This is a genomic window from Helicobacter marmotae (assembly GCF_003364255.1).
Taxonomy (GTDB): domain Bacteria; phylum Campylobacterota; class Campylobacteria; order Campylobacterales; family Helicobacteraceae; genus Helicobacter_C; species Helicobacter_C marmotae.
Window position 1 is genome coordinate 69,887 of the sequence record NZ_NXLR01000007.1, and the last position, 13,567, is coordinate 83,453.

Below are 13,567 nucleotides of genomic sequence, written 5' to 3' on the forward strand. Positions count from 1 at the left end.
GTAAGCCCTATATCGGGCTACAATAACTTCTTACACTACTTCACTTTCTCGAGATATTCACCCGTTTCAGTATTGACTTTGATTTTTTCACCCTCTAAGACATGAAAAGGCACTTGTACAACCGCTCCCGTCTCAAGCGTAGCAGGTTTTTTGCTACCACTGCTTGTATCGCCTTTAAAGTTAGGGGCAGTCTCAACAATGCTAAGCTCAACAACAAGGGGTACATCAACAGAAATCGCCTTTTGATTATGGAAGAGAATCTGCACATTTAGCCCATCAATAAGCCATTTTGCAGCATCACCCACTTGCTCATCACTCAAAGCAATTTGCTCATAAGTCGTTGTATCCATAAACTGAAATGTAGAACCATCATGATAAAGAAACTGCATAGTGTTTTCGTGTAAATTTGGCTCTTCGCATTTATCACCCGCATGAAATGTCTTCTCAATCACTTTGCCATCGATAAAAGACTTGATTTTTGCTCGCACAAACGCAGCACCTTTACCGGGTTTGACATGCTGATATTCTGTGATTCTGTATGGAATCCCATCAATTTCTATTTTTAAGCCTTTTTTGAGTTCGCTCATTCCAATTGCCATTATATTTCCTTTATGAATAAAATAAAGTCGCCATTATAGCAAACAACCCCGCACAAAGAGGGTATTACTCAAACAAATCCTTCAATCCCTAAATGCTATGAAATGGCATTTGCAATGTTTGGGCTGTTTTTAAACGACATTGATTAAAATGAGCGATATTCTCTTCTAAAGTTCGCTTATAAGAAGGTACCATTTGAGCTAATTTTGCCTTCCATTCATCTGAAGCCATATTTTGACCAAAACAACGTTCTAAAACCTGTAGCATAATATCCACAACCGTAGAAGCCCCCGGTGAAGCCCCAAGAAGTGCAGCTAAAGAGCCATCGTGAGAAGTGATAACTTCTGTGCCAAATTGCAAACTCCCTCTTCCTTTGGCATCTTTTTTAATAATCTGCACTCTTTGCCCTGCAAATTTCGCTTCCCAATCTTTAAGCTCTGCATTAGGTATGAACACTCGGAGTTTATCCATACGTTGGTTATTTGACATCAAAATTTGCTTAATAAGATATATCGTAAGGGGTACATTATCTATCCCTGCTTGAAGCATAGGAGTAAAATTACTCAAACGAACCGATAAAGGAAAGTCAAGCAAACTCCCATGTTTGAGAAATTTCGTATTAAACCCCGCATAAGGACCAAAAAGTAATTCTTTCTTGCCTTGTATGATACGCGTATCTAAATGTGGAACAGACATTGGCGGATCACCAATGGAGGCTTTACCATATATTTTTGTATGATGTTTATCAATGATTTCACGATTTTTACACACAAGCCACAAACCGCCAACGGGAAAGCCACCATAACCTTTACCCTCAGGTATGCCACTTTTTTGTAATAATGGGAATGAGCCACCGCCAGCTCCTAAAAATACAAATTTTGCCTTGACTTGCTTTTTCTCACCGCTTTTTGTGTCTCGTATATATAAACGCCAGCTACTGCCCTCTTTTTTGAGATCATATACCTTATGATGAAGATAGACATTAAAATTATCTTTCTGACTTAGCATATCCCTAAATTGGCGAGTAATTTCACCAAAATCAACATCACTTCCCTCTTCCATATAGGTAACTGCCATTTGTTGCTTCTCATCTCTACCCTCTAGCAAAAGTGGCGCCCATTGCCTAATCTGCTCTCTATCTTCAGAATATTGCATATTCGTAAAAAGTGGCGAAGTTTGCAATGTTTGATAACGTTGCTTCAAATAGGGCACGATATTATCCACGACAAAACTCAAATGCGCCACAGGGTTAATAAAAGTACGAGGAGACTTTAAAATACCTTGTTGGACGCAATATGCCCAAAACTCCTTGCTTAATTCATATTGTTGGTTAATTTTTAGTGCTTTTGTAATATTAATACTTCCATCTGCTTGCTTAGGCGTGTAGTTTAGCTCACACAAGGCTTGATGCCCTGTCCCTGCATTATTCCATGTCATACTACTCTCCAGTGCGACATCATCAAGCATTTCATAAATACTAATATGTGCAGAAGGTTGAAGCTCCTTTAACATCGCAGCTAAAGTAAGGCTCATCACGCCCCCACCAACCAAAACTATTTCCGAATCTTCATTCATTTGCTTTCTCCTTCCTTCATACAAATCCATACAAATCGCACAATTAGGCTTAAATCCAAAAATCCTCGCTTTAATTTGCAATCTATAGTAAAAGATTTTTGTAAATATTCCCTATAAAAAGTAAAATAAAATGATACTTTGCTATCAAAAATATTTTTTTTATCCTTTATGTTACATTCTTTGCAATAATTAAGATTTGACACCCACATAAAGTGTAGAAATACCCGCACTATATCCTTTAACAAAATAACTCCTAATCCCAAGCCCCTCAAGCTTTGCCTGCAGGCATTCAATACTCACAAAATCCTTGATAGAATCTGGCAGATACTTATATGCAGCATAATTACGTGAAAGCAATCCCCCAACTAAAGGCAGAATCTTACGCGTATAAAATCTCATCATTTGGGCTAAAATACCCTTATGCTGATTATTCATAAACTCTAAAATCACAAGCACTCCCCCGCTTTTTAGTACCCGAGCAAACTCACTCAATGCGCAATCAAGGGCAACAACATTACGCAGACCATATGCAATAGATACAATATCCACACTACAAGTTTCTACTCCTAATTGCTTTGCCTCCCCTTTTTCAAGGCTTAAATGCTCCTTAGTAAGCAAAGGAGCTAGTTTCTCCCTTGCTACCCCTAGCATGCCATCGCTTGGGTCAATACCCTGCAAATGGGTAATGCTTTTATTCATCTTTTTGGCTTGATTATCCCAATGCCAGAGCATATCACCCGTGCCACAAGCCACATCAAGCACGCGCTCTATCTTATCTTTACCTAATGCCTCAAACGCCTTAGTACATGCCATTACACGCCAGCTTACATCTATACCTAAACTCATCACACGATTGGCTTTATCGTAGCTTGGCGCAATTGCATTAAACATATTTACAATTTTTTCTTGCTTCTCGCTCATTATATACTCCCCTTTAAGCCCCTTTAGATAGATTCTCACTCTCACAAAGCCTTGAAGCGGCTTGTTGTATAAAGTCCTTGCATACCTGTATTTGTGCTTGTGTTTGCTTAGATGAAGTGCCTCCGAGTGTATCTCTTGCGTTCATTGAAGATTCTAAAGATAAAACTGCCTTTACACCCGCCTTAATACGGGAATCTACTTTCATAATCTCTTCTTCTTCCAAATCGCTAATATCCACTCCTCTCTCTTCAGCTAAAGCCACCACCTGCCCGGTAATATGATGTGCATCACGGAATGCCACATTACATTGGCGTACTAAAAAATCCGCCAAATCCGTGGCACTCAAATGCCCACGTTTTGCCATTTTGTACATATTATCCACTCTAATAGTCATACTCTTTAAACATTCTTTTGCAATTTGCAAGCATATACTGACATTTTTAAGTGCATCAAAGACACCTTCTTTGTCTTCTTGTGTATCTTTATTATACGCTAAAGGCAAGCCTTTCATCACCGCTAATAACCCCATAAGAGAGCCATACACTCTCCCGCTTTTTCCGCGTAAAAGCTCAGGCACATCGGGATTCTTTTTTTGTGGCATAATGGAGCTTCCTGTAGCATACGCATCGCTTAAGCTAATAAAGGCAAATTCCTGCGTATTCCATAACACAAGTTCTTCGGCTATGCGAGATATATGCATCATTATCATAGAGAGACTATAGAGCATATCAAGTGCGAAATCCCTATCACTTACAGAATCCATAGCATTGATCGTAGGAGCGGCAAATCCTAAAGTTTGGCTAAGATAAATCCTATCATTATTATAAGGCGTCCCCGCCAATGCCCCACTTCCCAAAGGGCAAAAATTATTGCGCTTATAGTCATCTTCTAGACGTTCTATATCGCGCTTAAAATTACACACCCACGCTATCAAATGAAAGCCAAAATTCACAGGTTGAGCGTGCTGAAGATGTGTCATACCCGGCATAATGCTTTGAGTATGCTCACTTGCAATGCCTAAAAGAATCTCCATAAGCTCCAAAAGGGAGGTGCGTATCTTGCGATTATATCTCAAGACATAGAGGCGAAAGTCAAGTGCTACTTGGTCATTACGACTTCGCGCGGTATGAAGCTTTTTCCCCACATCGCCAATACGTTCTATGAGGGCAGATTCTATAGCCATATGTATATCCTCATCACTCGCCTTAAAGGTAAATTCACCCTTTTGGATACAAGAGGCAATCTGGTCTAATCCATTAATGATACTCTCCACTTCTGTAGGTGTTAATACACCAATTTTGCCTAGCATTTGTGCATGGGCTTTTGAGCCTTCTATATCCTCACGCCATAAGGCTTTATCAAAAAATATAGACGCATTAAATTCCTCTAAAAGTGAGCTTGATTCTAAACTAAATCGCCCTCCCCATAACTTTGCCATTTCTCACTCCTATAGTGGTTTGCACACTGCTAAGATTACAATAACTATAAGCAGCAATGTGGGGATTTCATTAAAAAAGCGAAAAAACTTATGAGTTTTTTCACAAGAGCCATTAGCCAATGTCTTTATAAAGTATCCACACCATATATGATATACCACAAGCATAATCACACATACAAGCTTTATATGTAGCCATACACCAGAATCTGCCACTTTCATTAAACTAGGGTGAAGTACTATCATCACTAAACCTGTGAGCAAAGTAAGCACTAAAGCAGGAGTGCCTATATATTTATAAAGCTTAATCTCTTGAATCTTAACAATCTCTATATAGGCTTTATTATCGCTATATTGAGCATGATAGACAAATAAGCGGGGGAGATAAAAAAGCATAGCCATCCAAGAAACCAATGCAATCACATGAAAGGCTTTAATATACATATACTCCATAGCTGCTCCTGTAATCTAAATATAATCTAAATAAGCCGCTATTATACATTAAGTTTGAGGAAGTTTTAGGAAGTACCAAGTGCTAAATAAGTGAAGAGTTGTGTTTAAATGCGTTTAAAAATGTAGAAAGAGAGTAAAAGCTGCTAGAGGATTAACCCCTAGCATTGGCTCTAGAGATTAGAATCCAAATTTAGCAAAAGCAAAGGCAGAGTGTTGATACGCATCAGGCTTAACATAGCCAGTGCGGCTTTGTGCTTTTGTGCCTACATATCCAGCCCCAAGTGTGAAGTACATATCATTACTTCCTTCCCATACTTTAAGTGAGCCCACCGCAGACATTTCTTCATAGTCTCCACCTGCATAGAGAAGATCAATAGCTACACGTTTAGCGTCCATTCCACCAAATACATACCAAGTTGATTCTGCATTGCCTAAATCAGCGCCAAAGTTATGAGGACCGCTCAAACCTCCACGATAGCCATAGAATCTCGCTCTATCACCAAAGTTAAGGAGATTTGGAGCTTTTGAGTTAGTAGTCTTTTCTAAACTAATATACCCTGCACCGATTTTCCAAATTTCATCAATGCGGATTTCTTCATCAGCCCATAAAGTTAAGCCATCTGTGCCATCCTTATCGCTGATAAGATTGCTTTTACCATACACTGCCCTTAAAGTAGTGATTGATCTCAAACTACCACTGCCTAAGTCAAGTTGAGCTTTCGCACCAGCATTGAGTATATCTTCTGTTCTGCTCAAATTTTCATCTTCAGTATTTGCATCTGTCAAAAATGCTACAAAAGGTGAAAGCTTAAATGCGCCGAAATTTAAATCTATCCCACCGCTAAAAAGCTCACCTATCTTGCTAGTGTTTTTATAGTTTTGATAAGTATCAAAGCTTGAAAGCTCATATCCTTGTCTATTATATGCTTGTGAAGTGCCAAGTTGAGAATTTCTCCAATAAGCCCATAAGCTTACAGACCCACCATCGACATTAAGCGCACCACCTTGCACATTACCATAAATCCAATCTACACCGGTATAGTTTTTCCCATCTTTGCCAAGATAGAATTGCCCTATATCAAAGCGTCCAAGCACAAAGCTAAGTCTTCCTCCATCATAGCGGAAATACGCATCAGATACATCACCTTTTTTAGGGAAAGCCTTATCGCCCACATCACCTAAGTCGCTATTGCCTGTGCTATAGAATGGATAGCCACCCCAGCCACCAACACCTATACTCACATTTGAACCTAAGCCTATTTCAATACCAATTCTCGCATTGACATCACCATAAGCGGCTTGCACTTCTTTACCATTTTTATCATGTGTAGGCAATCCGCCAAACCCTTGATGATAGAATGCACCCAAATGACCAAAGGGTGTTACCTCCACTGCGCTTGCACTTGCGGCTAAAGCACCAGCGAGTGCAAATGAAACATAAAGCTTTTTCATGAACTGCTCCTTATTTTAAGTTAAAAACTAACCTGCCCAAAAAGACGGATTAGTAAATAATTCCTGCCGTCATTGGCGAAAATAGAATTATCAAGTGTGAAATCGGCATTATTTATCATTCCTATAGCTTTTATGCCTATTTTTATATCTTTTTGCGGCTCTGAGACAAATCCCGCTTCCCAATTGAAAATATTTTGACTCCCAATAGATGTATAGCGAATAGCCGAATCAAATTGCACATATCGCCTCAAATCATATTCCAAAAACCCATAAAGCGTTGTCGCATTATTATAAAATAGCCCTTCGCGCCTCTCAAAATAGCTACTCTGCCCAAAAGAATCAATCCCCCTAGCACCATTTGAAGCCACAGAAATCACCCCTCCACCGACATTCATTCCAAGCCACTTCGCTCCACCCTCTAGCCATACAAACCCCCCATCTCCATCTGTTACAGAATGATCAATCTCCTTATCATTTCTCCCCACAAATGAGAGGAAATGCATTTTCCCATACAATCTCGCATTCCCTGCAGGGACTACCACAAGCACTTTAAGGGCAAATGAAGTGAAGTCATTGGGAGCTGCATATAAATAAGGCGTAATTTGCAATGGAGAATCTGGCAGCACAATAGTCGCTCCCAAATAAATAACCCCTATACTCCCAAAAGGATTATAAAAACCATCCATACGATAATTTGTTACATACGCATTCTTATTTGCCCAAATAAAATCAATCTTTACATTTTCTATATCTTCATATTTTACCATCGCCCCTTGCGTGTAGTATTTAATCCACTCTGTATCTGTCTTAAAACGTCCCGCATACATACTGATACGATTAGGATTCTCAAAGCTCGCATATAATTCTGTGAAAACAAAATTATCCTTCACTTTAGCAAAGTCCCCCACATGGGATTGAAATATCTTTGTCGCCGCCCATACTGAAGTCCCAAAGCCAATACCTCTAAGACGTTGAGTTTTATACGCTAATGAGACATTTGCATCTACAAAGCTAGGAGCCCCGCCTGTCATACCTTGATAATACAGCCCCATATGCCCACTAGGCATTCCTGTGAGTAGCAAACGAGATATATCATTTGCATATGAAAGCCCAAGCAAACCCAGCACATACGCAAAAATGAAAAATATTCTTCTCATAAAATCCCTTTTATATCAAAGCTATCCCTGCATTATCTCTTTTTTAAGGAATGCACATACCAAAACCAACTTAGCAAAAATAATTCCACTCATCAACCTAAAGGGCTTTATGCTAAAACATCTCTTCGCAGTAAATATTATAAAATCATTCTATAACCACATTTTTCACATAATTCACACGGAGCAAGCCCCCTTTTAAGCTGCGCTCCAAACTCCCTAAAAGCTACAGATTGCAGAATCTCTCTTATGCTCTGCTCCCCTACATTGCCAAAGCTCGCCCTCCCAGCATAATCAATACAGCAAGGCACTAGCTCACCATTACTCAAAATCCCATATTGCTTCAAAGCCCCATAGCAGAAGATTCTCTCACTTTTATTATCCTTAAAGCCGCTCAACTCTCCCTTATCTTTTATGCTCTCTTGTTTGGGATTTGTGCTCTCCCACTCAAAAGAGGGCATCGGTTTAAGGATAATCTTTGGCGCGAGTCTTATGCGTTTATGTTTTAAATTCGCAAGCAAAAAAGCAGGCTCTATATCAAAAAATGCGCCAATAGTTGCCATCATCTCTTTATATAGAGTGCCATCTTTAGCAATATCATTTTGATGAAAGCGCAGATTAATAAAGGGAGATGATTTATAGCGCATATGAAACTTACAAAACTCTAAGATTCTATATAAATGCGCATTGTGGAGCGAAGCGGGGTTTGCCAAAAATGCGCTTAAAGAAAAGGAAATCTGCACAAATGGCTTTTGCATTAAAAGTCCAAAATGCCGCTGCTTTAAAAACAAGCCCGTAGTTACTAAATCTACCTTTAAATGATAATGCTCTAAAATTTTCACATAATCTTCAAAATTTGCCACACTAAGCGGGTCTCCCAACACATGCAAGCATACGCGTTTGACATCATTTTGAATCTGCGCACAAATAGATTCAAAAAGTGCTAAAGGCATAACTCCTCTATGGCTTTTACGCTCGCTACTTGGGCAAAACCCACAAGAGAGGGCACAATAATCACTTATTTCAATATAAATTTTCTCAAATGCTTTCATTTCTTATAAAGATAGCTTAAAAAAAGCGCGAAAAACGCACCAAGCAATGCTTTATCATCATTTTGGACATTCTCCTTCAAAGAAAGCAAGGGGGCGAAATCACATTTACTCAAAGTTTGGCACACCTCTTCAAATTCATAGATTCTATGGTGTTTATATGCTCCAAAATACTCCATAACGCGCTCTATTAAATGCAGGCTTAAAAGATAAGGGCTGTTGTTATGGATATTATCCCTCTCCTCTGTGCATAAGCGCTCAATATGCGAGATATAAGGCGAATCTCCGCTTAAAAGCTTTAAGATTCTATCCTGTAAGGCAGGAGTAAAAATCTCAAATGCCTTATGAAGATTAAAGGGCAAAGCTTTAGCATTTGATAACTCATTATGCAATAAGGCACAAAATGCCCTCTTAATTGCAAAGGCAGACTTTTGCATAAATGTTTGAGAGATATGAAAGCTATATGCCCTGCCCCACAACTTCCCAAAACTCTTTAACACATCAAGGTAGCCAAGCTCCATATTCTCACTCATACTTGCTTTATCAAAATCAAGCATACCCCCTAAGGGCATTATAGGCTGAATCGTCCTCACAAGCGGGTGTGTGCTATAAATATGAGGATTGGGATTAAGCGCTATGGCTATTACCTCCTCTGCTCCAAGCTCAAAAGCAAAGTTTATGGGTAAATTATCATAATAACCCCCATCAATATAATCTTCTCCATTAATTCTGCATACAGGAAAAGCAGGGAAACACGAGGCAGAAGCAAGTAACCACAACGCAAGATTATCCATATTAAGCTCACTTTTAGGCTTTTGGACAGGCATAAAAGAAGGAAACTTCACACTCACCAACCCGTAATCAACGCTAGAGGTAAAAAATGATGAATGCACTGCAGATTCTATAATATTTTTAAGCGGCGTAATATCCATACCCTTATTATTAGCATAGCTTTTAAGAAAGGGAATGAGTTTATCGCTATTTTCTCTATAATAATTTAAATCTGTGCGGAGATTTAGTCCATTAAGTGCGACTTTATCAATATCAATTGCATTCCATAAGCATAACGCCTCTTCATAGCTATCTTGCACCATCATAGCACCATTAAACGCCCCTATGCTTGTCCCTGTGATAATCTCATACTCCACTCCAAGCTCTCTTAAGGCTTTCCACGCTCCTATGTGATACGCGCCTTTTGAGCCACCCCCACCAAGCACAATAGCCCTCTTCATATCATTCCTTTCAAATCCAAATTTACCCAACACAAGGCATAAAGCAAGGATTATAACACATCTTAAATGAAGCAAGCCACAAGCAAAAAGACTCTTAAATTAGCTTAATATACTAAGATTTCTTTATATATATAAACTCACTAAACTTTATAATATTAGTATAAACTTTATACAAAATTTAAATTTATCTGCTATGATTGCTAATTTTAAACTTACCTTAAGGAGAACTTATGGCAACAAAACATCAATTTCAAACCGAAATTACACAGCTTTTAGACTTGATGATTCATTCTTTATATTCTCATAAAGAGATTTTTCTAAGAGAGCTTATCAGTAATGCTTCTGATGCACTTGATAAACTCTCTTATCTCACGCTTACAGACGAGAAGCTTAAATCCCTCTCTTTTACCCCACGTATTGATATATATTTTGATGAAGCAAAAAAAACCATAACCATAGAAGACAATGGCATAGGTATGAATGAAGCAGATATGAAAGAGCATTTAGGGATTATTGCTAAATCAGGCACAAAGAGCTTCTTAGCACAATTAAGTGGCGATAAGAAAAAAGATTCTGCTCTCATTGGGCAATTTGGCGTAGGATTCTACTCGGCATTTATGGTAGCCCACCGCGTAGTTGTGCAAAGCAAAAAAGCAGGAGAAGACAAAGCCTATGCTTGGGTCAGCGAGGGCAAGGGAGAATATGAAATCGGTGAATGTATTAGAGAATCTCAAGGCACACAAATCACACTCTATCTCCGCGAAGACGAGCTCCACTATGCCCAAAGATGGGAGATAGAAAGCATTATCCATAAATATTCAGAGCATATCGCATTTCCTATCTATCTCCATTATAGTGAATCCCGCTTTGAAGGAGAGGGTGATGATAAAAAGGAAATCAAAGAAGACAAAACCTCTCAAATTAACACAGCTAAAGCTCTTTGGAAAATCCCAAAAGCGGAGCTTAAAGATGAGGACTATAAAGAATTCTACGCCACCCTCTCGCATGATAATAACGAACCTATGCGGTGGATTCACACTAAAGTTGAGGGTAATCTTGAATACACCACTCTCTTTTATATCCCGCAAAAAGCACCATTTGATTTATACCGCGTAGATTATCAATCAGGGGTAAAACTCTATGTCAAGCGCGTATTTATTACCGATGATGACAAGGAGCTATTGCCTCCATATTTGCGCTTTGTGCGCGGTGTGATTGATAGTGAAGATTTACCGCTTAATGTAAGCCGAGAAATCCTCCAACAAAACAAAATCCTAGCCAATATCAAATCCGCCTCGACAAAGAAGATTCTCAGTGAAATTGCCTCTATCGCTAAAGATGAGGAGGCATATAAAGCATTTTATGAGCAATTTGGCAAAGTGCTTAAAGAGGGCTTATACAACGACTATGAAAATAAAGAAAAGCTTTTAGAGCTTTTACGCTTTGATAGCTTTAAGGGAGAAAACCTCTCACTCAAAGCCTATAAAAATGCCATGAGCAGCGAGCAAAAAAGCATTTACTATATACTAGGCGAAAATAAAGAAACGCTTAAAAATGCCCCATTACTTGAGAAATTCGCACAAAAGGGCTTTGATGTGCTGCTTTTAAGCGATGAGATTGACGGGGTAGTGATACCAATGATAGGCGAATTTGACAAAACGCCCTTGCGAAGCATTAATTCCAAAGAAGCCCTAGAGGAGCTAGGAGAGGACAGCATAGACGAAGCCACACAGAAAGCTTTTGAACCACTCATACAAAGCTTTAAAGAAGCCTTGGGAGAGCAAATTGCTGATATTAAGCTCTCTTCACTTGGAGATGCTCCTCTAGCACTTATCAAAGAAGATGCTAATCCAATGATGGCAAATCTTATGGCACAAATGGGGCAAAAAATGCCAGAATCTAAGCCCACACTTCAGCTTAACATCACCCACCCCATTTTTGAGAAACTTAAAAACGCAGAAAGTCAAAAAATCACACAAACTGCCCTCTTGCTTTTTGGAGCTGCACTTGTGCTAGAGGGAGGAACTCCAGAAAATGCAAAAGCCTTTAGCACAAATCTAAATGAGCTCATTCTTCAAAGCCTTTAATAGGCTTTGAGCATATTTACCTTTTATTTATTATTTATCATTCTGTTTTTTTTTTTTTGATTCTACATTTGCCTAGTATAAGCCTAATAGAGGCTATTTAGAGAGAAGCATTAATTTATAATTATGCAAAATTCAATGCAAAAACCTCATTTTTATATATTATTCTCATTTTTAAAGTGTTAATTTTTTATTAATGTTATATTTTGTAACAAAAATCAATAATTCTATGAAAATTACATTCATTTTATAGATAATTTACCAAAAAAGTAAATAGAATTCCTTGTTTTATCACTCAAATCAGCAACAAATTCACTTTTTTCATTTTTTAATTTCTCATTACGGAGGGTTATAATGCTATCGTGGTTTTCTCATCTAAAATTTGGAATCAAATTAAATATTGTTCTTTCATTAATTGTTTTGGTTTGTATTGGTGCTATGGCAATGATTATTACCAAACAATCGCGTAATGCCTTTGAAAAAGAGGCAAAAATGCTTTTAATCAACGCCGCCCAACGTCAAGCAAACAAAATTTCTCCCATTTTCAATGAAAGTTTTGCGATTTTAGAAAACACACAAGGCATAATCAACAACTTTCTCAATGCTGGTGTAGCCCTAGACCCCGCGACAATAGATAGCGGTATGAAAACCCTCCTTGATGGCTCAAATTGGGCAAATTATGCCTATGTCTTTATGCTAGAATCGTTTATGCCTAATGGCAATAAAGCCAATTATGTCTCTAAAAATGGTATGAGCGGCTATCTCACCATATACCACGATGGTGATGTAAGCAACGCTGGCGGGGTAAGTGCTATTAAAACCGAATCTACGATATTAGATTTCCCTGCAGTGATTCATGCCATTAAAGAGCAAAAATCCATTTTTGGCATACCTGTAAAAATTACATTAAATAATGAAACTTTCTATAGTGTGAATGCTGTTGTTCCATTATTTCAAGGAAGTAAGCTAATAGGCATACTCGGGCTTAGCATAAACTTAGATTTAATTATTAATAACATTGTGAGAAACAAAGAAAATAGCATTTTTGAAAATGACTACATCGGCATTCTTGCACCCAATGCCACCGTGGCTGTCCATGAGAATATGGATCTCTTTGGGAAAGGTTTTGTAGAAGTCAATGCAGACCCTAGAGCACAAAATATCGCCAACGCACAAAAAAATCGCACCGATGGCATTTTTGAAATAACAAATCTCAAAAACTTAGATGCCTTAACTGCTATTTCTACATTTGAAATATGGCGCGGGCTTGATAGCTATTGGAGTGTTATTATATCTGCTCCTCAATCTTCTATTTTTGCACCATCAACTGAAATCACGCTCACCATTTTTATATCTGCGCTTATCACTTTCTTACTCATTCTGTTTATCACATATATTTTTGTTAATCGCACTCTTGTTGATCGTATGAATAAAATCTCCCACACACTCTTTGAATTCTTTAATTACCTTAATCATAAGAGACAAACACCACCTGAGCCTTTAAGGATTATAGCCCAAGACGAACTTGGTCAAATGGGATTAGCCATTAATGAAAACATACAACAAACCAAAATAGGCTTAGAGCAAGATGCCAAAGCCGTAGAACAATCTGTAG

At 38.3% G+C, this 13,567-nt stretch carries 10 protein-coding genes and 1 pseudogene; 2 read left to right on the forward strand and 9 right to left on the reverse strand.

Annotation, left to right across the window (positions count from 1 at the left end; all coding sequences use genetic code 11):
* Nucleotides 1-35: 35 nt before the first annotated feature.
* The 9 genes from efp to CQA63_RS05075 all read right to left on the reverse strand — a co-directional run bounded on the left by efp (nucleotide 36) and on the right by CQA63_RS05075 (nucleotide 9,868).
* Entirely contained in the window at nucleotides 36-599 is a 564-nt protein-coding gene (gene efp / locus CQA63_RS05030; protein ID WP_104700601.1) for an elongation factor P, read from the reverse strand.
* An 88-nt stretch (nucleotides 600-687) separates the two neighbouring features.
* Entirely contained in the window at nucleotides 688-2,172 is a 1,485-nt protein-coding gene (gene mqo / locus CQA63_RS05035) for a malate dehydrogenase (quinone) (RefSeq protein WP_104700600.1), read from the reverse strand.
* A 189-nt stretch (nucleotides 2,173-2,361) separates the two neighbouring features.
* Complete coding sequence (ubiE, locus tag CQA63_RS05045; protein WP_104700598.1) at nucleotides 2,362-3,093, reverse strand: bifunctional demethylmenaquinone methyltransferase/2-methoxy-6-polyprenyl-1,4-benzoquinol methylase UbiE; 732 nt, start codon at nucleotides 3,091-3,093, stop codon at nucleotides 2,362-2,364.
* Between the two features lie 13 nt (nucleotides 3,094-3,106).
* A complete protein-coding gene (gene argH / locus CQA63_RS05050) occupies nucleotides 3,107-4,531 on the reverse strand; it encodes an argininosuccinate lyase (RefSeq protein ID WP_104700597.1) in 1,425 nt (474 codons plus the stop codon).
* A gap of 9 nt (nucleotides 4,532-4,540) precedes the next feature.
* The gene (gene hemJ / locus CQA63_RS05055; RefSeq protein WP_104700596.1) at nucleotides 4,541-4,981 is read right to left on the reverse strand and encodes a protoporphyrinogen oxidase HemJ; all 441 of its coding nucleotides are present in this window, start codon (nucleotides 4,979-4,981) and stop codon (nucleotides 4,541-4,543) included.
* A 177-nt stretch (nucleotides 4,982-5,158) separates the two neighbouring features.
* Nucleotides 5,159-6,433: a hypothetical protein gene (locus tag CQA63_RS05060; RefSeq protein ID WP_104700595.1), complete on the reverse strand. Its 1,275-nt coding sequence runs from the start codon at nucleotides 6,431-6,433 to the stop codon at nucleotides 5,159-5,161.
* Between the two features lie 20 nt (nucleotides 6,434-6,453).
* Complete coding sequence (locus CQA63_RS05065) at nucleotides 6,454-7,590, reverse strand: Opr family porin (RefSeq protein WP_104700594.1); 1,137 nt, start codon at nucleotides 7,588-7,590, stop codon at nucleotides 6,454-6,456.
* A gap of 137 nt (nucleotides 7,591-7,727) precedes the next feature.
* Nucleotides 7,728-8,639: a radical SAM/SPASM domain-containing protein gene (locus CQA63_RS05070; protein ID WP_104700593.1), complete on the reverse strand. Its 912-nt coding sequence runs from the start codon at nucleotides 8,637-8,639 to the stop codon at nucleotides 7,728-7,730.
* A complete protein-coding gene (locus CQA63_RS05075; RefSeq protein WP_104700592.1) occupies nucleotides 8,636-9,868 on the reverse strand; it encodes a patatin-like phospholipase family protein in 1,233 nt (410 codons plus the stop codon). Before CQA63_RS05075 ends, CQA63_RS05070 begins: the two co-directional genes overlap by 4 nt.
* 230 nt (nucleotides 9,869-10,098) lie before the next feature.
* Here CQA63_RS05075 and htpG point away from each other — a divergent pair, with 230 nt between their 5' ends.
* Entirely contained in the window at nucleotides 10,099-11,955 is a 1,857-nt protein-coding gene (htpG, locus tag CQA63_RS05080) for a molecular chaperone HtpG (protein WP_104700591.1), read from the forward strand.
* A 417-nt stretch (nucleotides 11,956-12,372) separates the two neighbouring features.
* Nucleotides 12,373-13,567, forward strand: a pseudogene (locus CQA63_RS05085) (methyl-accepting chemotaxis protein); the annotation flags it as partial.